Below are 21,126 nucleotides of genomic sequence, written 5' to 3'. Positions count from 1 at the left end.
CTTAAAATTTGGTGATTGGTGATGGATGAAGAATCGAAGATACCTGTGTAAGCCTTGGGAGTATTAGGTTGGGGGATTTGGGGTGAGAGGATGTATCCGTGTTTGTATCCTTAGGGAGATTCATTTATAGAAACTTCTGATTTATTCAAAGATATTTATCTTATCCGTTTGAATAAATACAGTTTACATATAAATAATACTAAAAAATAGTAATTATTAAATAATAATATCTTAATACAGATAACTTTTATATTAAATTCAATAAAAATATTCTATCTTTTTTTAACTTTCCTTGACTATTTTTTATTAAAATAGATAAATTTTCTGATAAATTATATTTTTCAATATTTAAATATCCTGCGATCTTATCTTGAGAATTTGTATTTGCCTTTAAACCAAAATTTAAAGTATCTAATGCTTTAAGAAAATCACTTTCATCCATAAAACCCCTTAAAAACAAACAATTATGTATAGGTATTTGAATCAAACATTCTTTGCCTATTGTATTTTTAAAGCTATCAATTGGTGATTCAAAAAAAACCTTTAATTTAGTTTTAGAAATAGAATTACTAGTATTACTTATCACCAAAGTCGGGAATTTATCATCATTTCCCTTTTTATCTATTCTTTGTAGAGTAATATTATTTTTTTCAATATTGATTACTTTTACAAAAATAGATTGCATGCATCCAATTTCAGGTTGTCTAACTAAACCAATACGAGATACCTGCTGAGTAAATTGATGAACTAAACTTTGAGCCTGTTCTTGTCTTAATGTACCAACAACAACAATATTATGAACTTTTCCTAATATTGATTGTAAAGTTCTAATCTCTGGATTCAGAAAATTCCAATGTATATTTTTCCACTCCCCATCCATTTTACACGCATAGCTAACGCCAATTTTATTACTTATCTTTGCTGTTAAATTTATTGAAACAAAATCCCCTTTTATAAATAATAATTTAGTTTTTTCAGAATCACTACCTTGAGTAAGGTCGCATGGTTGAGTTAAATTAATTAGGGGAGCTCCATCATTAATCGTTATTACAGTTCCAAAACGAATATTAGATTTAAACCAAGAAAAAGGGGATTCAAATTGATTTGTATTATATCTATCAACAACTCGTCCTTCCCAACTGATATTTTTAATTAAATCATATAAATAACTTCTAGACTCAATTAAATCATGGCTTGGCCTTAATCTATCAATATTAGCTAACTCTTGATTTAAAGTTTTAGAAACTCCAGAAGCAGTAACGCTGACAGACTCTGCCTCCAAGTTACTTAGAATTTGCTTAGAAAGAATATCGGGAATATATGACTCTAAATCAATATTATCATTTTTTGCAGTTATATATAATTTATTGATACTGTCACAATCGATTTCCCATAGATCTTTACAAACTTTATCTGCAGCTAACTTTATTTTCTTTTGCCAGCTTTTAATAAAAGACTCTACATAAGGAATTAATTTTTTTTCTTCAAGTAATTGCTTTATAGTAAAATTCCATTTTATTTCTTGTTCTAGATCCGAGGCCTTTTTCATAGGTTTAGATAAAAGTCTAAACCGTGCTTTTGATATTTCTAATTTAGTTCTAATATGCTCAATATCTTTTTCTAAACGCTGAGTGTGAGATGACATAAGGATAAATAGAGAATTATTATTCTTAGATAACATTTTAGATAGAATTGATAAAGTTTCATTTTCTGAATTATCTTTAAAAAAATAATCGATACATACAATGTCATATATTTCTTTCTCTAATTTTTCATCACTATGAGAGTGAATTATATCTATATTTTTATTCTGAATAGTATTTTCTATAAAAAAATTTTTTACTTTATTCAATGGTTCAAGAAAAGATTTCTTTCTTTCAATCGCCTCATAAACATACTTTTTTTGGTCATCCAATAATAAAGTTTGTACTTTTTCATTAGCTAATGATGAGTATATTATGTCTTCATCCAATTTAATATTTGGGTCTTCATTTTTTAAGCATGTTGCAATTTTATCATAAAGAAAATCATCTTTATCTAATAAAGAATCTGCGAATTCTCTATTAATAAATACTATATCTTGATATGTTATGTCTTGAGACCAATCATCATCAATAATCGCGACTCTAATACTTTCATACATTTGAAAATTACTCTCCTTTCTCCTTTGGTAACTCAAAAATAAAAGTCCTTAATTTCAGATCTTCTTCTGGTACAGAATCTAAATATAATTGAGCATCATGATATCCAGCGACTTCTTTAGCAATATAAAGACCAAATCCGTTCCCATCATTTCTCATTGAAAACCCCGGATTAAAAATTCTTTCTTTGTATTTTATATCAATGCCAGGACCATTATCTGAAAATATAATTGTTTTTGTAGATGAATCAATATCAATCGAAATTTTCCTTTGATCCTCTCCAATTTTTAATCTTTGTTTCAACCAATAAAATGAATTAGTGAGAAGATTCTCTAATGCTAAGCTAACAAAGCCCTCCACCATAAAAACATCTACAACTTGGTTTCCAGCAACTTCACCATCAACTAAAAAAGAAACCTGCACATTATGCCTATTTCTTCGTGTGGAATAGCCATCTAAAATCGTCCTTACTAGTTTTACTATATTAAACTTCCGTTTACGTTGACGTTTATTTGGACTTAAAGGATCCAATTGAGACATCCGAATATCAATAAACTTTATCTCTTTTTCTAATTTTTGCAGTAAATCCTGTATATCATCATTAATTTCTGAATTTTCTGATAGTTCAGCAATTAAACTTCGTGTTTGACTAGTGCTTCTGATCAACTCATGTAAAACACTATGCATTACTGTCCCCACTCCAGCTAATTCAAGAATATCTTCTCGGCTTTCTTTTAGATCAGAAATTGCATCATTATATTTTTTTACTTCTGTTTCTATAAAGTGCATATTTAAAGACAAGGAATCTAAAATATCTTTTACTTCTGATGATTTTACCTTTGAACGAATATCAGAAATATTGTTTTGTGACTTTAATAATTTATCCTCAATCTCAGATGTACCTGTCTCTACAAAATTGGTTAACGTTGTTTTTGCTTCAATTGTATTTTCAACAGTAATATATTCTCTTAATGTTCCTAACCCAAACTGAACTAATATTGATCTTAAATGCTCTGACTGTTTATTTTCAACAAGCCCTTCTCTATTTGTTTTATCTATCAAATATTTATTCGCATTTTTACTGATTTCTAAAGCTCCAACAGTTTGGATTTTATTGACAACAAACCCCCCTCTCTTAAGAGCGCTAGAATCAATACCTAACCAATCACCATCTTTATCAGAACCCGTCATTCCAATACGAAAATGATCTCTATATATGGCAATACCACCAGACCATATATCTAATTCCTTTCTCATAGTTTTAAGATTTTTCCCCAAACCATCTTTAGTTAAGTTTCGTCTATTGAACCATCGAATATTTAATTTGAAAGGACCGATTTTTTTTAGTTCATCTAATTCAATAGGCAATTTACTTTTAAAATGTTGGAATGATATATAATCTACTAAGGGGTCATTTGTTTTATTTTTAACTTCATTTATTTTTGTATCTAAAATATAGGAAGCATCATCTAAAATATTTCTAGGATCAAAATTTAATGTAAATTCTCTATCTGCAAGCGCCCATAATTCTTGTGAAGGGGGTTTGATTGGTATCCTATTACTATTATTTAAAAAAATATCTATTGGAAAGGATATTTTTTTATCTGAAAATGGATTTTTTAACCTTCTTAGAAAACGATTAATTATATTGTCGTCAATACGCTCTTTATTCCAATCAGATGTCAAACCATAGATTAGTATAGTTGTACCCGATTTAATATTAGGTGGTTTATTAGCCTCGTTTATAGAAATGTCAATTTCATTTATATTTTTTGAGAGACTGTCATATTCTTCCCAATTGAAATTTACTTCATGAGACTTAATATCTGACTCTGTCCATGAATTAACCTTCGCATATTTACCTAGCCTCATCATAGAAAGTCTACCAATTCCTTTATTCCCTAACAAAACCCGATCTTCATGCAAAAGAGGATTATCATTTTTATAATCTAATTTAAATGGCGTTCCGACACATAAAAATACACTTTCTAAAGTATTTTTTGTCATTCCAATACCAGTATCACTTACTTTTATATAATTGATTGAGTTTAGAATACTAAAAACATCATTAATATCTTTTATATTCAGTAAACTAGAAATTTTGAATTCAGTTTCTTTTTTTACATCTGCACTGAGATCATTTCTCATATTTGAGGAAAGTTTTTTTTGTATTTCAACCAAGTCGCAATCAGTGACTGATGATGAACTAGATAAATCAATAAGAATATTTTTTATTATGTCATTATGTATTGGTATGTTAAAAAAAACTTCAACTCTTGGAGAGAATGCATCAAATGCATTTTTAATTAACTCATAAAGAGCAATTTCATCAGATGTAATAAGCTCAGAACCTAAATGGATTAGTGTTCTTGCAGATATCTCAAATTTAGCCATGATATTAATCCAATTATTTACTATATTGTATTAATTATATACTAAATAGATAGTATGGGGAGAATAGAAATCATATTGAATATAAATTAATCTACTTATGACAAATATTACAAGATCCAGCACCTTCATCATCATAATAAAGATCATCAATTTCAATAATTTCAATTTCAGGTAAGAGAGGATTTACAGGTTTTTTCTTTTTTTCTTTTTGTAAACGTTTTTGAAATTCATCTTTAATTTGGGCTATCCTTTCAGGTTTTTCAAGCTCAGATAAAGGTTCTCCTTGAATCCAAGTAAACGGTGAACCATGATCAATAGCTAATTTTTCATACTCTTTTGCTTTTTGAAATTCATCGGGATGTTTCTCTAATAAACCTATCCATTCTATCTTTTTCTGGAAAAAACAAAACGTACATCCACTTCTTGATCGCCATTTATAATATTCTGGCCAGCCTACTCCAGAATTTTCAAGAATATTTCGAACACCTTCTTTATTTATGCCTTTTTCCCGGAATGGAAGTTTAATTATTAAATTATTATTGGTTGAGGAATAACCGGTCCTATATTCTTCATCAGCTCGAATGGCGACATAAGAGTAAACAGTGTCACCATCAGCTAGCATTGGACGAACCCAGAGTTCAAAAGGAAGGAGTTTTAATTGTCTTGTGCACCATCGTGTCTGTGGTGATGGTAGAAAATGATTATATTCTTTTAACCAAAAATCAAACCCTCTGTGTGGATTGAGTTTAAGTATAGGTTTACCTAAAAATCCCTCTAGCTTATTAAGAAATGCATATACTTCGGGAAGTTCTTTACCTGTATCTGTAAAAAAATATTCAATATCTAGTTCTGGATATGTTTCTCTCATAAAAATAGCTAATGCTGCACTATCTTTTCCCCCAGATAAACCTAATACATGACGTTCAGCCATTACTTTTTTCCACCATATCGATTCCAATCTCAGTAAAGGCTGCCAATAAAACCTCTCGAGATAGTCCAGTATCTAACAAAGAAGATACTGTTTTTTTTACTGCCTTTTTTGCTGACTCTATCTCTTTTACAGAAATATGTAGTTCCACCATGCGAGGATTAGCTTCTTTACCTGCACCTGATACTACAGCTATCGCTAATCTATTGGACTTCCTATTCTTGATGCTTGCAAAAGTTTCATATTGCTTAAATTTTGTAACCAATTGAATAAGTTGCAATTCTAATTCATCTAAATCCGCATCATTCCACTCTTTTGAGGGCTTATTTAAAACTAGACTAATCATCGCTTCAATACTTTCTAATGAATCGTCCAGACGACTTAACCTATCTATAAATGCATTAAATCGATAATCTGATGAAATTCCTCTAAGAATCTTTGCTCTATCATGCAATTCTTTACGATCCTTAATTTCGAGTTGTTTTAATACCATCTCATTAATAGAATTTAGTGTATTAGGATAAATAGATATTATTTCTTGAATCGTATCTTCAAGTTCTAATAAATAATTTTCACTTGAACTAATTTCAACTCGTAGATCATTAAATAAAATTTTATAAGGGTCACAAGCTTTTAGAAGTGAATTTCTAATATTCTTAGCTCTCAAAGATATTTTATTGGTACGCTTAGCCCATTCAGGTAGTTTATATATTAAACCAACTAAACCACGTGCTGCATCAAGTGGAGTATTTTTTGTATTCAATACATTAAATTTTTGTAGAAGATCAGATATACCTTTCAATAAATCTCTTTTATCTTTATCTAAAATAACTTTTCTTATAGAGAAAATACTCTCATCTTGTAATAACTCATCGACTTCTAGATCTGTTATATTTGGTAAGAACATATTATTCTTATATAAAGATAAATGATCTTTATTAGATAAATAATAACACCAGAATAATATCGGCTTAATTCCATTTGCTAACCCAAAAGGAGGAAGGCTCCAAAAATGATATATATCTTTCACAGATATTTTATCTTTTTGTGAAGAAAAAAGTTTATCTGTTGCATTCCAAAGCGCATATAAAGAATTATCTTTACTAGGAGATATTATCTCCCAATTATGAGTCTTATCTTTACTATGCAATTTTGTTGACTTTAAAACAATGTCATAAAGCCCTCTTTCTGGTGGATATTTTTCAAACCCTAAATTTTCTTCATTCAAATTATTAAAAATTCTGTAAAGTAGCTCTTTTCTTGCTTTAGATATAGAAGGTGATAGTTTATTTCGGTTTATTAATTCAGATCTGATTATAGGTGTTTTATTAAAAAACTTATCAGCTAAATTTGAAGCAAATACATTTAAATTAAGGTTTGAATATTCTTCACCTGAAATACACCAAGTCGCATTATATAAAGCGGTACTCAACTCTTCCTGTAATTTTAGCTCAATCGTTTGTTCTCTTGAAAATAATTCTCTTCTAGCAATTGCATCACTTTCTAAAATACCATTATTATCATCTTTTACTCGAAATAATAAAGCTAACTCTTCACCAAAAGAAATTATCTTTCTATAATTTGACGGATAACCAATAATAGTTTTTTGATCTAAATTCTTACTCAATTCAAGTAATTTGGATTGAAGTTCACCAAAATTATCTCGATTTGGTAAAACAAGATAAAAAGTACCAAAATAATCTTCATTTTCGATTGCAGCTGACTTTTTACATAAATGAGAAAAATGATCAAAGTAAATAAGTTTAACATTCATTCTTCTCATAGAACCCGTACGATAATAATGTTTTTTTGCAATTATTGTGGGTAACTCAATGTTCTTATTTAAATTATTAAGATTAAATTCTTCAACATTCGTACTTACCTTTCTTATAGCTTGATCAATATCAAAATCACTACCTTCAAAAATTACCCAAGAATTTATGTGCTTACGATAAATAATAACTTTTAAATCAGCTAATTCAGATAAAGCCTTAATAATTGAACTTGACGAATATTCCGGATATAGAGCTTCCAAAATTTCCGTTTCTGAAGTCAAACCCGAACTATTTTTAAATAAATTTATTAAAGCGATTGTTTTTACTAAAGCCAATTTTAAATCTTCATTAACTTTAGCATAACCTTCTACTTTTTCAACAATATCAACAGCTTGAGCCCATCGATGGCTATCATTCGAATAAGTTATAACCGATTCTAAATTTGCTCTAAGATAATCCCAATAATTATCAGTTCTATACCAACAATTACTATTAAATGTAGTACGTTGTAAATAATACTGAAATCCAAAAGGTTCACAAGATGATAAAAAGGTAAAAATACTACGTTCATTTTGTCCAATTTGCTTTCGAGAAATAGGTCCTAACAACATAGCCATTACAGGATGTAACGGCCAACATTCATTCAATTGATTCGCTAATTCTTTTTTATTAATAAATGGTTTATACTTTTTTATTACATTTGCAACTCTATTGCAAACATCGATTGTTTCATTTGGGCGTTTTTTAGCTTTGATAGCTTTACCAATAAGAGATACTACTTCATCGGTATTAATAATTAAAGGGATATCAGCATAACGACCTTGAATCTTAGACCATTCATTTTTTTGTTTTTCATCTAGCTGATAAGCATAATTTCTGAAAGATTGATGCAATAATCCAATTACAATAAATTTACCTTTTGAACGAGAGGCTGCCTCAGCTAACTCCTGGAGAAAATAAATATCATCGCCATTAGTGATAGAAAATTCTAAAAATTTACCTAATTCATCAATAATTAATAAAATTCCATCTTGTTTTTCATTATTAGATATTTTAAGCAATAATTCTATTAATGCTGATTGATTGATATTTTGTGGAATATTTTCATTGGGATATTTTCTTTTAATAATAGTGATTAAACTCTGAACTATACTCTCTCTCTTACCAACTAACGGTAATGTATCCCAACCACCATTTTTGGTAGAAAACACTTTATCAAAAGATTTCAAAAATTCTTTAGAGAATTTAGCTCTCGCTTTTGTACGAAGATCATTATCTTTACCAAGGATTGTTGCAAACATCAACGCAAGTGAAGACTTACCACTTCCAAAAGGTCCCGTCCAAGTATAGGCCCCCTGATTTGTATATTGTAATTGATTTAATATATTTTCAATTATAGTCGTTGTGGTCTTGTGACATATAAACCCTTCTATTGAATTTATATTTTCAAGATCATGATCTATTCTTATAGAACGTTGATATTGTGGCGATATTTCTATATATTCTGATAACACGTCCATCATATTATTCATAAAAATGCGGTCCTTAATCTTTCTATTTTTAGATCAAATAAACTATTTATATTTTTGGTCAAAACAATTTGCTGCACCCCAGAAGAACTACTCCATGTAAATATTCCATTTGTACGTTCAGCTATGTCATACAATCGCTCTGCTACAGAGTCCTCATTAAGTTTAAATACTCTCCCCGGAGAACCTATGCCAAAAGTGATATCATTGAGTGATAATGTTTTTTCACTTTTTGTTGTCATAGACCAATAATCTAATAAAGCATAGTCAAAAATACCATTTAATAGATTAGGTTTTTGACCTCGAACAAAAAAATATTTACCTGTTTGATTGAATTTAATTAGATCTAATTCAGCTAGCAATGGTTCACTTATATCTTCTGTTGTATGTGATAAACTACGAGGGGAGTATCCTTTGATGCAGGTCTCTACATCGTTTTTAATTGACTTTTCTGCAATAGTTTTACCAAATGATTCAACATGTTGTTTTATATGTTCAACTATATCTTTAATACTAAATTCAGGTAAAATATAAGAATTAAAAAGTAAAAACCATGTTGAACTCCTATGTTTATTATTTTTACTAATTGGTCTTAAACCTGATAATTGCCAATGCATTAACCATGCAGTAGAAATATTTTCAACATAAGGATCTAATCCATTTTCCAAAAAAATTAATTTTCCTAATTCAGACAATTTAAAATGCGATTTATTTTCATCTTCATCTATAACTCCACAAGCAAGAGCCCAATGTTTTATAGATGAAACCATGTTCTTTCCAACACCAAAACGTGATATAGAAAAATCATCAGAAAAAATATGTTTATCTAATATAAAATTTTTATTAGCTGCATCACATACTTTTTTTAGCCAAAGATGTCTTAAAGTGAATGTTTCATGTCCAGAGAAATGAAAATCAAAATTTGATTGATTAGTTATTACTGACATATTAAAGATTTATTTAAAAGGTAAAATTAAATCTAATTTTACCTTTTACTGGATAACTTATCCAGTAAACAATTAATTTAATCTAATTAAAATATAAATCATAATAAAAAAAGGTTAACCACTTGAAAATAAGTTATATTTATGAATAAAATTAATTGATTTTATAAATATTTTAAGTTTTACAAAACACAATACTCCTCAGGAACACATTCCCCATCATAATTTTCAGTAAAACTCTCACCAGTATGATAAACATAGCCACTAGAACAGAATGTACCACCCTGTTCAAGGGCAATATCACGACCATACTTTTCGTAATCAAAGTAGTTAGCTAAATTTCCTAGATCTTTCAAGTTGTAACAACCGCTTTCTTCAATCCAATAGAAACCTAAATCATATTCATCGCTTACATTCCATAAACATTGAAAACAATCCAAGTTATCAACTAAGTTAATAAGATCGGCAACCGATTGTACATGCCCACCGATATCAATAACTGCTTCATAAATTTCAATGTCATTACTACTCAGCTCTTCAAGTCTGGAGGCTAAATAGTTAAGCTCATTAAGATTGCTGTATTCCGAAATATAATCCGATATGCCACTAACCGATGATTCATAATCAGTTAAAAAGAACTCTTCATATTGAATGCCATCAATACCAATACGCTCAAGACGTTGAGTAACATGTTCAGACGTTGTTGGCAAAGTAAGCCATTCACCGACTAGCTCTCCTTCGTTATATTTACCTAAATTGGTGATAAAAACTGAAATCGTACTCGAACCAACCACAGTAGATTCTAGACATGACGATACATGAGGTAATGTTTGCATAAACACTCCTTAAATTTTAGATATAAAATGATTGATTTCTGAAAAGAAAATTAAATAGTGAGGTGTTTTTTAAGCAGTCTTAAACTCATAAGGCATGACAAATTCAGTTCGGATTGAATCTAAGTAATTGGCCCACCACTGAACCATTTTCTTACGCTCTTCAATATGCTGTGCTTTATGAATATAAGCTGCTCTTACCCCATTACGTTCTTGATGACTCATTTGTCGTTCAACAGCATCTCGTGACCATAGATTCGATTCAACTAATGCACTACAAGCCATAGTTCTAAAACCATGTCCACAAAGTTCTGTTTTAGTATCGTAGCCAATTGAACGTAATGCTTTATTAATGGTATTTTCACTCATAGGTTTTCTCGGTGAATGATCGCCAATAAATACCAGTTCATACATTCCACTAATCGCATAAATTTGTTTTAAAATCTCAATGGCTTGATCACTTAATGGAACCAAATGAGGAGTTTTCATTTTTGAACCACGGTGAGAATGCGGTACACCATCAATCACTTCTCTTTCTGCTGGAATAGTCCAAACCTTTTTATCAAAATCGATTTCAGACCACCGAGCAAAACGCAATTCACTAGAACGAATAAAGATAAGTAAGGTAAGTTTAATTGCCAATTTGGTTAACTCTCGTCCTTTAAAGTTATCAATACGCTCTAATAGTTCAGGTAACTGTTCTAATTCAAGTGCAGGACGATGATTCACCTTAACCTTGCTCACCACACCTTTCAAGTCCTGAGCTGGATTATAAGAGATATAACCATTTTGTACCGCATAACGCATAATAGCGGATGTACGTTGTTGTAATCGGCTTGCAACTTCACTATGCCCATCTTCTTCCACAGCTTTAATTGGAACAATTAACTGACGAGTAGTTAATGCTGAAATAGAGTAAGCGCCAATCTTAGGGAACAAATAGAGCTCTAATGTTCGTAGCACCTTAGCTCTATGTGGCTCAGACCATGTTTTATTATTAATACACCACTTACGGGCCACCTGTTCAAAAGTTACTTGTATTTCATCTTCAAGATGTTTTGCTTTCTTTTCTATCAAAGGATCTATATTTTTAGCAAGTAATGATTTAGCCTCATCTCGCAAACTTCTAGCTTCACTTAATGAAACATTAGGATATTGTCCAATTGACATCAATCTTTCTTTGCTTTTTAAGTAATAGCGATACCGCCAATATTTAGAACCATTAGTGTGAACAAGTAAAAACAAACCATCTCCATCTGTTAATTTATATTGCTTTACATTAGGTTTAGCGGATTTGATTTTTAAGTCGGTTAAGGACATGACGATGCTCCTTATTTGTTAAATTCTAGACATAAAAAAAGCCACATCGTTGACTTTGTGGCTTTGGTTAATAATTTAGTTATTAATTAGTTTTGGTCTCTATCCAAGATTCAATGTCCTTAAGACGCCAACGAGAGGCTCGTCCAAATTTTATTGGTCTTGGGAATTTTTCTCGTTTTATCAAGGCATAAAACCATTTATCAGTCATTCCTGTAAGTGTTGTGATATATTTCATATCAACAAGATAGTCAGGATGTAAAATGGCATCGTTTGAAGGTAAGTGTGTTGACATTGTGGTATCTCCATTGAGTAATGTGTATCTTCATACCATAAAGCTCACAATTCTTTTTTTACATCAATGAAATTAGTCTTTTAATAATTATTCAGTTACATGGTAATAAGGTTTGAAATTGAAATATAAATCAATCGAATATTGGAAGTAAGGAAGGGAGTGAATAAACTGCTCATTTTCGGTCAAATCTAAAAATAGCATATCACGTTTGAAACAATGCTTTGTCACATCCACATCTGAAATCAAATCAAAAAGTACAACCAACATTTTGTTCTCAATCAACCCAACAAGATACCAATGCTTTTTGAAATAAATTAAACGATATGGGTGAAAATGTTGATAATATTTTCCCTGGTACATAAAGTTAATTTTATGGCTATCAATAATGGATTGGGTGATAGAGTAAAATACACTAAATACACCTATCTTCTTTTCTAATGGCGAAGTGTAAACAACAAAAGGTGAATGGCTATCGCTGTCTAAAAGTAGTGAAACGAATTTTCGATCAAAACTCGGAAATAATCTGTCAATATAAGTCATTTTAGCAAAGCGAATAATATCACGATCAGTTCTCGTGACACGGTTAAAAAAAGTAAGTTGATATTTATCCTCTTTTTTATAAATATTAAGGTAATCCAGCCGTTGATGTATATCTCTTCTAATCGTTCGTTCCGAGACATTGAACTCAGTAGCAAGACGTGGAATGGATAATGACTCTCCTGAAAATAAGCGACTCACAATCAATCCAAGCCGCCTTCCCATTTTGTCACGTTCGGTATTGTTTCCCGACATTATAATGTGCCTTATTAATTTTGTTCTACTTCACGAGGGATAGCTGAAGCATTCAGTGATTTTTGCCTCATATAAGCGATGATGACACAGGCGGGAACTGTTACCCGATATGCTGGTGAAGCTAAATCAGTGGCTAACCATGCTGCAGTCGCTCCCCAACCTATTGGCCCTGAAATAATTCCCATTGCTGTTGTCATTGAGGTATAAACAACAAAAGACGCTTTGAGACCAATTTGTCTTAAGAGCATTGCCAGTGTTCTCGTTGCAAAGGTGTACGCAGCAAAGCCGGAAAGCTTAATCGCAGACTGAGCAGCCATCAAAATTAATTCTGGTGTTGGATTCATCAATTCCATACCCATATCATGGACGAATTCATTTAATTGCTCCTTAGTCATTTCGTTCAATGTCTGTTCAAGCAGACGCATCAATAAATTCATTTCAATTACCTCAATCGGTGAATTTTTATTGAAGTTCACTTTCTTCTTCTTACACACATCCATCAATATTTCACGATACGGAATACCTTGACCTTTGCGTAGTGCTTTGGTCACAATACTATTAGCCCCAAACGTTTGTAACTCAGCAGCAATACATTCCCAATATTTTTGATGGTCAGGATAGTATTGTTTATACTCGTTACTAGAGGTCAGCTCTTCAGTATATCGGGGCTTCTTATCTTTTGGATCAACCGTTAAGATAGAGACCAACATATCCAAATCCTCGTTATCACAACTTTTTAAAAATGCTAAATCAGCATCAGAACGATAAATTGACATTTTATTTCTCCTCTTGAATGAATGGTGTCAACAGGAGTAATCATAAAATAGTCACCGGACAGGTCATGTCCACCCAAAATATTTTTATGAAAAATATTTATTATTCTCAATCAACTTAATTAATTGATTAAATAAATTATTTCAAGGTGAATTAAAACTAAGCCCGAAACATAAGTGGATTTTTTTTGGAACTTGGTCACATACTGACCAAGCTGAGTGTCGTTGCCCTCTATATGGCAACCATATTCCGGAGAAAGAAGTGCGTTATTTTGTCAGTCCACATTCTTTTTGCCATGCAGCTTTCATTTGAGTAGTTACCTTTGCATCATATCCATTTTCATCAAGAAAATTGGCCTGCTTCCATATGTAACATTACTCTGCAATTTTTGCATCTTTAACTGGATCACCTGTTTTAGCGAGTGCCCATTCAGAAGCATCCATTACACCATTACAACGCGCATATATACCTGAAAGCATCAATTTATCAATCTGATAACGTTCAATTTTGTTTCTTTCAGTAAAACGTTCCACTGTTTCATTTACACACTTCATCACTTGTGGGCTATTTTCTGCAAATGAAAAAAAACTCAATAAAAGTGTTAATGTTGTTAATAAATATTTCATAAATTAGTTTCCTAATTATTTAAATTGATAACCCACTTCCCCAAAATTAGTTCTCACCATAACTTCACGAACTTTGTCTCTACATGATTGACTTTTATATACTTTAGATTTGCTGTTTCTTAAAGCAGTTTGATATCTAAAATCAGAACTAAAATGACAACCACCTCGATTAACGGCGATGTCGTAAATTTCAACAATGCGATCATCTATATTTGTTATAGTGATAATGGTAATGAGGTAACCATACAACTGGTTAGTTCTGGAGGATAATGTTACTTCTAAATTAGGTGCTTTTACCTGCGGTTTAACTTTGGGTGGTAAAAGCGGGGTATAGACTGACTCAGTCTCTTCTTATTCAACTTTGCCACCACACTGTACTGTCCATTCATCAAGTATATCCCTTGACACAACAGCGTCTTCTCCATTTTGGAGTTTAAATGCATTTAGGTGCTCTTCCTCGCATTGTTGGATTTTATCCAGATTTTCATCAAGGTCATAATCCCATTCATCATCACCATAAGTACCTCCACATTGTTTATACATATCTTCAACAATAGGTATGGCAATATCTGGACCTTTAATTCCTGTTTGCGCAGTATAATTCTGTACTTTTCCCGCCACACAATCATTAGTAGCATCACTATTAACGGCAGAAACAGAAAAACTCAGAAATATAACAGGTAAGACTAATCTATATTTCATGTTCATCACCTTTTCCATTTTAATATTCTTTAGCTCAGTAAGGTTACCTTATGATAACCCTACTCCTCAGGCTCTGTGAGCGGCTCCACATAAACAATCGTTTCACCCAACGAATTTTCTTTTTCCTCATATCGGATACGAAGTTTTTCAGTGCTACCAAGTACTACTGTGTACTCACAAGTAAACGGTTCGATTTTAATGGTTTTACCCTCATAAATATCAACGGCGCGAAGACCTTCATCTTTCCAAACAGTGTTTATATTTTCAATGACTATTTTTCTGACTTCTTTTTCATTACATGGATTGTCTATTGCAATAGCATAGTTAGCAAAAACAGATAATAAAAGAGATAAGCAAAATATAGCTCTAATTTGTTTTTTCATTTTTAATCCTCATTTCATTGTTCATTTTTGTACATTTAATCGATTGCAAATAATATAAGATGATAAATATTCACAATCTTTCATTAAGTTGAATTAATAATCAGTATAAACTCTTATTTAATCCTAGTACAAATTACTTCCATCTTTTCTCGCTTATCTATGGTATCCGTTTGGTTATCCTTATTTTTCACTTCAATCTAATGCGTTGTCTGTAGTTGTTGGTCATATAGCGACCAATTTAATCTGATTGTTTGCTGTATTACTGACCAACAGAGATAGGGATGTATAGAAAATCATCTAATTATACAACCATCCTCATTCCGGAAATGAGACAGATTGACTCTTTCCAATCACAATATGATCTAGTACCCGAATATCAAATAATTGCAAAGCTACTTGTAATGAGTGAGTAATATCTCTATCAGCTAAACTTGGCTCTGCAATCTCATAAGGATGGTTATTTAAATAAAGTTAATTAGAAAGATTCGGTTAATATTTGAGGTATAGGCTTTAGGTGATACTGTGCATATTTGCCAATTGAATAAGTTGAAGCATAATCAATACCACCATTAATAATCCCGCCCACAACAGGCACAATGCGTGTGATAGTTATTAACCCTTTACGCCCTAACTGACAAGAAAGTTTAAGCGCTATCTGCTGGCTCATTTTAATTATGACGCCTTTAGTCAGCTGTGTTAATTGATTATCGAGGAAAGACAGGTTGATTCCTACTTCTTCAATATCAAGCAGTTTTCTTGTTTGATTCCCACACAGATGAAAATAAATCAATGTCTTTACCCTTTCATCATGCACATTATAACCACGTAAAATCGCGATCGCCATAATTAACCGTATTTGCAAATAGAGTAACCCTGCTATATTCGCTGGAAGTGCTAATGGTAACGTAATGAAACCACCAAGACCGGTCACCAGTCCACTGGCACTTGCCTTTAACGATTCATGGTGAATTAATGAAGATATAGCCTGTTCACTATCAGAATAATTATCCTGATAGTCATGAGCTAATTGGAAAGCTGAATCCACTCGCTTACCGTGATTAAGACAACTTGCATAAATAAAATCCAGCAAGTTCATTATTTTTTGTATCTTATCCATAATATTACCCGTTAATTGTAAATAAACAGCTCAATAGAGCTCAATTAAGCCATTTTGGATTAATCACTTGGGTTATATGGGTTTATAAAATAAATAGAATACGACTATATGATGGGAGCTAGGTTAATATTTATCTTGACTGTACATTAAGTTGGTAGTTGACACCCTTTACCAAGTATTCGTCCATTACTGAAATATCTGGCAATATGTTCGTTATTATCTACTTTGGCAAAATAGCGACTGGCATAATACAAATTTTCCCTATTATCGTGGCGGTGTGTCACTTTTAAACAGTTATGGTCACCATATTGTTGCTTATCAGCACTACAATTAAAGTAGACACCTAATCCGTTTGTTGTTGCGAGCCACAACTGTCCCACTTCATTTGCATAGTAATAATCTTTGCAAACTTTGTTGCCATTAAACAGTAACATCACATGATAATGTACGCCTTTATTCTGCCCATATTCAATTTTCCAGATATACCCCACCAGATCTTTCAATAGCGTACTATGATTCCATTTAAGGCGATTGAGAAATGTATTCCAGTAATCAATAATTTGCTCACGAGTTAAATAAGCATGAGGGGAATGATTTAAGTCGGACAAATGACACCATTCTGCATAATGTATTGCAATCGTTTGATTGGATTTATACCCTAAATCCAATCGTACTGGCAGTAATTTCGATTGCTGCATAAACAAGTTATCAATATAGCTATGAATGCTACGTTGGTTTCTGACATTACACGTATAACGATCTGTATGAAACATGATTTTATCCTTATCAAAATATTAGATGAGTATGAGTAAACATAACTTACACAGAGGTGGTTAAGGTAATCACGATGCTTGTTTCAATGCAGAGACATGGTTGATGAAGGTGAGTGTTATCACTAATGGTTATCTAATAACATTAATAACCGATTAGTTATACAGAGAAAAGATATAAAAAAGAACCGATATTCAGCCAGAAATAGCCATGAGAATTGACACCCATTGAGCTCAAAAATTAGTCAAAGTTATGCTTTCATAACATGTCGACGTATGTAATTTTTTACCTATTTCAAATACTATTAAGCAAATGGTATTAAGCAAAACCATCTTGTAATGCGCTACGTATTTACATTTAACCGAAAATATGCTAAAAATAAAGTACATTCTACTCTTTATTTTTAGATTCACCACTTTACTACATTTAACCACTGCTGTATCAGATAAATTCCATTTATTTTTCGTGATGGAAACTCATATTTTTCATCTGATTTTTGGTTAAATATTTCCTAGTGCAGAAGACAAAATTAGTCTCCCGTGTATTAATCTAATACATACAAGAAACATATAACCGTTAGATAAAACTTCCATTTTGAAGTAATAAAATCCATACTAAATGATTATCATTTTTATATAAGTAATTAGCCACATACATCGTAAACAAAGGCTTTAAAGCCAATTTAAGGATACACGCCATTATCGAACCAAATGTATCCGGTTTTGTATCCGATTTTGCACTTGATTTGGGTTGATTTTGGTTGATGTCGGTTGACAATAAAAATACGTTGAAAGGCTGTTCTGAAAAGGCTTTAGGCATAAAAAAACCTGCTGGAAGCAGGTCTTAAAATTTGGTGATTGGTGCCCGGACGCGGAATCGAACCACGGACACGGGGATTTTCAATCCCCTGCTCTACCGACTGAGCTATCCGGGCAACAATGGAAGCACATTAAACACGATTAGCGCTTATCCGTCAATCCTTTTTATAAGATATTTTAAAAAATAGCTGCCGTTTGCTTGAAAAATAACTAATCATCTACATATCATAATTTATACCCTATTTATTTTAGTTTTTTTAAGGGAATGGTTATATGCGATTTTTGGTGTTTTTTATCTTATTTATTTATGCCTATTGCGAAATTACGGTTTTTATTATGGTAGCCAATTCAATCGGGGTGTTACTGGCTTTAATTGGTATTATTGCAACCTCGGTTATTGGTTTTTCGCTAGTGAAAACGCAAGGGTTACGCAACCTGAGTATTATGCAACAAAAGATAGCTAATCAACAAAATCCCCAAAATGAAATTGTCAAAAGTGTGGCTTTACTTTTTGCCGGATTGTTACTACTTATTCCCGGTTTTGTGACCGATATTTTAGGCGCCATTTTATTAATTCCATTGGTACAACAACACGTGGTTAAATCCATTGTGACTAGATTGCCAATTAAATCGAGTTTTACCTCATCAACCAATTACTATCAATCCGAAGATATTATTGAAGGTGAATTTAAACGCAAAGATGATGAATAATTAACCAATTAGAATTTTTTTTAATTTTATTCTCTTGAAGATTATAAATTAATCCCCATTTAAGTGAAACTACAATCATAGAATCGTAATTTTATGATTTATTGTTAATAATTATCTAATTAAAATTAGTGCTAGGAGATAACTAATGAAAATTCGTCCATTGCATGATCGTGTGATCATCAAACGTAAAGAAGTGGAATCAAAATCAGCTGGTGGTATTGTTTTAACCGGTTCAGCAGCAGGTAAATCAACACGCGGTGAAGTTTTAGCTGTGGGTAATGGTCGCATTTTAGAAAATGGTCATGTGCAACCGTTAGACGTTAAAGTTGGCGATATCGTGATTTTTAATGAAGGATATGGCGTTAAAACTGAAAAAATCGATAACGAAGAAGTGCTTATCTTATCTGAAAGCGATATTTTAGCCATTGTTCAAGCATAACGGTAACGATTTAAACTTATATACAGAATTTAGGAGAAACAAAAATGGCAGCTAAAGATGTAAAATTTGGTAACGACGCTCGCATCAAAATGCTTCACGGTGTTAATGTACTTGCTGATGCAGTTAAAGTTACTTTAGGTCCAAAAGGACGCAATGTAGTATTAGACAAATCATTTGGTGCACCAACTATTACTAAAGATGGTGTTTCTGTTGCTCGTGAAATCGAATTAGAAGATAAATTCGAAAACATGGGTGCACAAATGGTGAAAGAAGTTGCTTCAAAAGCCAATGACGCCGCTGGTGATGGTACCACTACTGCAACTGTACTGGCACAATCAATTGTGAATGAAGGCTTGAAAGCTGTTGCTGCGGGTATGAATCCAATGGATTTAAAACGTGGTATTGATAAAGCGGTTATTGCAGCGGTTGAAGAACTTAAAAAATTATCCTCTCCTTGTGCTGACTCTAAAGCCATTGCCCAAGTAGGTACTATCTCCGCTAATGAAGATAAAACTGTTGGTTCTTTAATTGCGCAAGCAATGGAAAAAGTAGGTAAAGAAGGTGTTATCACTGTTGAAGATGGTACTGGTCTACAAGACGAACTTGATGTAGTTGAAGGTATGCAATTTGACCGTGGTTATTTATCTCCATATTTTATCAACAAACCAGAAACAGCAACTGTTGAATTAGACAGCCCATATATTTTATTAGCCGATAAAAAAATCTCTAATATCCGCGAATTATTACCAGTATTAGAAGCTGTGGCTAAAGCCGGTAAATCACTATTAATCATCGCTGAAGATGTTGAAGGTGAAGCACTAGCAACTTTAGTGGTTAACACTATGCGTGGTATTGTTAAAGTGGCTGCGGTTAAAGCACCTGGCTTTGGTGATCGCCGTAAAGCAATGTTACAAGATATCGCTATTTTAACTTCCGGTACTGTAATTTCTGAAGAAATTGGTTTAGAACTTGAAAAAACCACTCTTGAAGATTTAGGTCAAGCTAAACGTGTAGTTATCAACAAAGACAATACCACTATCATTGACGGTGTTGGTGAAGAATCACTTATCGCAGCTCGAGTTGAACAAATTCGTAAACAAATCGAAGAATCAACTTCTGATTACGATAAAGAAAAACTGCAAGAACGTGTAGCTAAACTAGCTGGCGGTGTTGCTGTAATTAAAGTGGGTGCGGCTACTGAAGTTGAAATGAAAGAGAAAAAAGCTCGCGTAGAAGATGCGCTACACGCAACTCGTGCAGCCGTTGAAGAAGGCGTGGTTGCTGGTGGTGGTGTGGCTCTGGTTCGTGCTGCAGCAGCGATTGTTGACCTTAAAGGTGACAATGAAGATCAAAATATGGGTATCAAAGTTGCCCTACGTGCAATGGAATCTCCATTACGTCAAATCGTAACTAACTGTGGTGAAGAAGCATCAGTTGTAGTTAACGCGGTTAAAGGTGGTAAAGGTAACTACGGTTACAATGCCTCAACTGAAGAATATGGCGACATGATTGCCATGGGTATCTTAGATCCAACTAAAGTAACTCGTAGCGCATTACAATATGCAGCATCAGTTGCTGGACTAATGATCACTACTGAATGTATGGTTACTGATTTACCTAAAGACGAAAAAGCTGATTTAGGTGCTGCTGGTGGTATGGGCGGCATGGGCGGTATGGGCGGCATGATGTAATTCATACTAACCAACCCATAATCATACTAAAAACCACTCATATTTATGGGTGGTTTTTTTATATTTAAAATTTAAACTTGTTTGAATGTTCTCACTGTCTTTTAGTTTGATATTTGGTTAAAACGGTATAGACTCCGCAACACTTT

Annotated in this window: 19 protein-coding genes, 1 tRNA gene and 1 pseudogene; 3 read left to right on the top strand and 18 right to left on the bottom strand. The window is 32.2% G+C overall.

The window, feature by feature from the left end; genetic code table 11:
- Nucleotides 1–247 precede the first annotated feature (247 nt).
- The 18 genes and pseudogenes from A9G13_RS00505 to A9G13_RS00425 all read right to left on the bottom strand — a co-directional run bounded on the left by A9G13_RS00505 (nucleotide 248) and on the right by A9G13_RS00425 (nucleotide 18,255).
- Complete coding sequence (locus tag A9G13_RS00505) at nucleotides 248–2,143, bottom strand: hypothetical protein (protein ID WP_065555677.1); 1,896 nt, start codon at nucleotides 2,141–2,143, stop codon at nucleotides 248–250.
- A gap of 7 nt (nucleotides 2,144–2,150) precedes the next feature.
- Nucleotides 2,151–4,535 (bottom strand): sensor histidine kinase, encoded by a 2,385-nt coding sequence (locus A9G13_RS00500; RefSeq protein WP_065555676.1) that lies wholly within the window; start codon nucleotides 4,533–4,535, stop codon nucleotides 2,151–2,153.
- Between the two features lie 91 nt (nucleotides 4,536–4,626).
- Nucleotides 4,627–5,466 carry a phosphoadenosine phosphosulfate reductase family protein gene (locus tag A9G13_RS00495; RefSeq protein ID WP_065555675.1) on the bottom strand — a complete coding sequence of 280 codons (840 nt, stop codon included), beginning with the start codon at nucleotides 5,464–5,466 and terminating at the stop codon, nucleotides 4,627–4,629.
- Nucleotides 5,459–8,770 (bottom strand): hypothetical protein, encoded by a 3,312-nt coding sequence (locus A9G13_RS00490; protein ID WP_081301106.1) that lies wholly within the window; start codon nucleotides 8,768–8,770, stop codon nucleotides 5,459–5,461. The genes A9G13_RS00495 and A9G13_RS00490 overlap by 8 nt, the downstream gene beginning before the upstream one ends.
- Nucleotides 8,767–9,714 carry a DUF4007 family protein gene (locus A9G13_RS00485; RefSeq protein ID WP_065555674.1) on the bottom strand — a complete coding sequence of 316 codons (948 nt, stop codon included), beginning with the start codon at nucleotides 9,712–9,714 and terminating at the stop codon, nucleotides 8,767–8,769. The genes A9G13_RS00490 and A9G13_RS00485 overlap by 4 nt, the downstream gene beginning before the upstream one ends.
- 179 nt (nucleotides 9,715–9,893) lie before the next feature.
- The gene (locus A9G13_RS00480; protein ID WP_065555673.1) at nucleotides 9,894–10,547 is read right to left on the bottom strand and encodes an antirestriction protein ArdA; all 654 of its coding nucleotides are present in this window, start codon (nucleotides 10,545–10,547) and stop codon (nucleotides 9,894–9,896) included.
- Nucleotides 10,548–10,616: 69 nt separating this feature from the next.
- Nucleotides 10,617–11,864, bottom strand: coding sequence for a tyrosine-type recombinase/integrase (locus A9G13_RS00475; RefSeq protein WP_065555672.1), 1,248 nt, complete (start codon nucleotides 11,862–11,864; stop codon nucleotides 10,617–10,619).
- Nucleotides 11,865–11,946: 82 nt separating this feature from the next.
- The gene (locus A9G13_RS00470; protein WP_065555671.1) at nucleotides 11,947–12,156 is read right to left on the bottom strand and encodes a helix-turn-helix transcriptional regulator; all 210 of its coding nucleotides are present in this window, start codon (nucleotides 12,154–12,156) and stop codon (nucleotides 11,947–11,949) included.
- An 87-nt stretch (nucleotides 12,157–12,243) separates the two neighbouring features.
- Nucleotides 12,244–12,948 carry a helix-turn-helix transcriptional regulator gene (locus A9G13_RS00465; protein ID WP_065555670.1) on the bottom strand — a complete coding sequence of 235 codons (705 nt, stop codon included), beginning with the start codon at nucleotides 12,946–12,948 and terminating at the stop codon, nucleotides 12,244–12,246.
- 14 nt (nucleotides 12,949–12,962) lie between these two features.
- Nucleotides 12,963–13,724, bottom strand: a complete 762-nt coding sequence (locus A9G13_RS00460; protein ID WP_065555669.1) for a DUF3944 domain-containing protein — start codon at nucleotides 13,722–13,724, stop codon at nucleotides 12,963–12,965.
- A 372-nt stretch (nucleotides 13,725–14,096) separates the two neighbouring features.
- The gene (locus A9G13_RS00455) at nucleotides 14,097–14,348 is read right to left on the bottom strand and encodes a hypothetical protein (RefSeq protein WP_065555668.1); all 252 of its coding nucleotides are present in this window, start codon (nucleotides 14,346–14,348) and stop codon (nucleotides 14,097–14,099) included.
- A gap of 351 nt (nucleotides 14,349–14,699) precedes the next feature.
- A complete protein-coding gene (locus A9G13_RS00450) occupies nucleotides 14,700–15,050 on the bottom strand; it encodes a hypothetical protein (RefSeq protein WP_065555667.1) in 351 nt (116 codons plus the stop codon).
- Between the two features lie 59 nt (nucleotides 15,051–15,109).
- Nucleotides 15,110–15,433 carry a hypothetical protein gene (locus A9G13_RS00445; protein WP_065555666.1) on the bottom strand — a complete coding sequence of 108 codons (324 nt, stop codon included), beginning with the start codon at nucleotides 15,431–15,433 and terminating at the stop codon, nucleotides 15,110–15,112.
- Nucleotides 15,434–15,748: 315 nt separating this feature from the next.
- Nucleotides 15,749–15,883: pseudogene (locus tag A9G13_RS10965) on the bottom strand (JAB domain-containing protein); the annotation flags it as partial.
- A gap of 25 nt (nucleotides 15,884–15,908) precedes the next feature.
- Nucleotides 15,909–16,550, bottom strand: coding sequence for an EcsC family protein (locus tag A9G13_RS00440; protein WP_081301105.1), 642 nt, complete (start codon nucleotides 16,548–16,550; stop codon nucleotides 15,909–15,911).
- Between the two features lie 146 nt (nucleotides 16,551–16,696).
- Nucleotides 16,697–17,323, bottom strand: coding sequence for a YagK/YfjJ domain-containing protein (locus A9G13_RS00435; protein ID WP_065555664.1), 627 nt, complete (start codon nucleotides 17,321–17,323; stop codon nucleotides 16,697–16,699).
- Between the two features lie 574 nt (nucleotides 17,324–17,897).
- The gene (locus A9G13_RS00430) at nucleotides 17,898–18,140 is read right to left on the bottom strand and encodes a hypothetical protein (RefSeq protein WP_065555663.1); all 243 of its coding nucleotides are present in this window, start codon (nucleotides 18,138–18,140) and stop codon (nucleotides 17,898–17,900) included.
- 39 nt (nucleotides 18,141–18,179) lie between these two features.
- A tRNA-Phe gene (locus A9G13_RS00425) sits at nucleotides 18,180–18,255 on the bottom strand.
- A gap of 157 nt (nucleotides 18,256–18,412) precedes the next feature.
- Between A9G13_RS00425 and A9G13_RS00420 the strand changes: the two genes are divergently transcribed.
- From A9G13_RS00420 to groL, 3 genes are all read left to right on the top strand, one after another.
- The gene (locus A9G13_RS00420; RefSeq protein WP_065555662.1) at nucleotides 18,413–18,850 is read left to right on the top strand and encodes an FxsA family protein; all 438 of its coding nucleotides are present in this window, start codon (nucleotides 18,413–18,415) and stop codon (nucleotides 18,848–18,850) included.
- A 145-nt stretch (nucleotides 18,851–18,995) separates the two neighbouring features.
- On the top strand, nucleotides 18,996–19,289 hold the full coding sequence (locus A9G13_RS00415; protein ID WP_065555661.1) for a co-chaperone GroES: 294 nt from the start codon (nucleotides 18,996–18,998) through the stop codon (nucleotides 19,287–19,289).
- Between the two features lie 44 nt (nucleotides 19,290–19,333).
- Nucleotides 19,334–20,980, top strand: a complete 1,647-nt coding sequence (groL, locus tag A9G13_RS00410; protein WP_065555660.1) for a chaperonin GroEL — start codon at nucleotides 19,334–19,336, stop codon at nucleotides 20,978–20,980.
- Nucleotides 20,981–21,126 lie beyond the last annotated feature (146 nt).

Origin of the sequence: Gilliamella sp. wkB178 (assembly GCF_001690705.1) — a bacterium.
Classification (GTDB): Bacteria; Pseudomonadota; Gammaproteobacteria; order Enterobacterales; family Orbaceae; genus Gilliamella; species Gilliamella apicola_K.
Note: the sequence above shows the minus strand (reverse complement) of the source record. Positions and strands in the feature narration are given on the sequence as shown.

What these genes read in the sequence shown, in the direction of transcription:
- A9G13_RS00475 (WP_065555672.1), bottom strand. Translation starts at nt 11,864, where the DNA reads ATGTCCTTAACCGACTTAAAAATCAAATCCGCTAAACCTAATGTAAAG.
- A9G13_RS00490 (WP_081301106.1), bottom strand. Translation starts at nt 8,770, where the DNA reads ATGAATAATATGATGGACGTGTTATCAGAATATATAGAAATATCGCCA.
- A9G13_RS00450 (WP_065555667.1), bottom strand. Translation starts at nt 15,050, where the DNA reads ATGAAATATAGATTAGTCTTACCTGTTATATTTCTGAGTTTTTCTGTT.
- A9G13_RS00460 (WP_065555669.1), bottom strand. Translation starts at nt 13,724, where the DNA reads ATGTCAATTTATCGTTCTGATGCTGATTTAGCATTTTTAAAAAGTTGT.
- A9G13_RS00480 (WP_065555673.1), bottom strand. Translation starts at nt 10,547, where the DNA reads ATGCAAACATTACCTCATGTATCGTCATGTCTAGAATCTACTGTGGTT.
- A9G13_RS00505 (WP_065555677.1), bottom strand. Translation starts at nt 2,143, where the DNA reads ATGTATGAAAGTATTAGAGTCGCGATTATTGATGATGATTGGTCTCAA.
- A9G13_RS00500 (WP_065555676.1), bottom strand. Translation starts at nt 4,535, where the DNA reads ATGGCTAAATTTGAGATATCTGCAAGAACACTAATCCATTTAGGTTCT.
- A9G13_RS00495 (WP_065555675.1), bottom strand. Translation starts at nt 5,466, where the DNA reads ATGGCTGAACGTCATGTATTAGGTTTATCTGGGGGAAAAGATAGTGCA.
- A9G13_RS00470 (WP_065555671.1), bottom strand. Translation starts at nt 12,156, where the DNA reads ATGTCAACACACTTACCTTCAAACGATGCCATTTTACATCCTGACTAT.
- A9G13_RS00455 (WP_065555668.1), bottom strand. Translation starts at nt 14,348, where the DNA reads ATGAAATATTTATTAACAACATTAACACTTTTATTGAGTTTTTTTTCA.
- A9G13_RS00445 (WP_065555666.1), bottom strand. Translation starts at nt 15,433, where the DNA reads ATGAAAAAACAAATTAGAGCTATATTTTGCTTATCTCTTTTATTATCT.
- A9G13_RS00435 (WP_065555664.1), bottom strand. Translation starts at nt 17,323, where the DNA reads ATGTTTCATACAGATCGTTATACGTGTAATGTCAGAAACCAACGTAGC.
- A9G13_RS00485 (WP_065555674.1), bottom strand. Translation starts at nt 9,714, where the DNA reads ATGTCAGTAATAACTAATCAATCAAATTTTGATTTTCATTTCTCTGGA.
- A9G13_RS00465 (WP_065555670.1), bottom strand. Translation starts at nt 12,948, where the DNA reads ATGTCGGGAAACAATACCGAACGTGACAAAATGGGAAGGCGGCTTGGA.
- A9G13_RS00430 (WP_065555663.1), bottom strand. Translation starts at nt 18,140, where the DNA reads ATGCCTAAAGCCTTTTCAGAACAGCCTTTCAACGTATTTTTATTGTCA.
- A9G13_RS00420 (WP_065555662.1), top strand. Translation starts at nt 18,413, where the DNA reads ATGCGATTTTTGGTGTTTTTTATCTTATTTATTTATGCCTATTGCGAA.
- A9G13_RS00440 (WP_081301105.1), bottom strand. Translation starts at nt 16,550, where the DNA reads ATGGATAAGATACAAAAAATAATGAACTTGCTGGATTTTATTTATGCA.
- groL (WP_065555660.1), top strand. Translation starts at nt 19,334, where the DNA reads ATGGCAGCTAAAGATGTAAAATTTGGTAACGACGCTCGCATCAAAATG.
- A9G13_RS00415 (WP_065555661.1), top strand. Translation starts at nt 18,996, where the DNA reads ATGAAAATTCGTCCATTGCATGATCGTGTGATCATCAAACGTAAAGAA.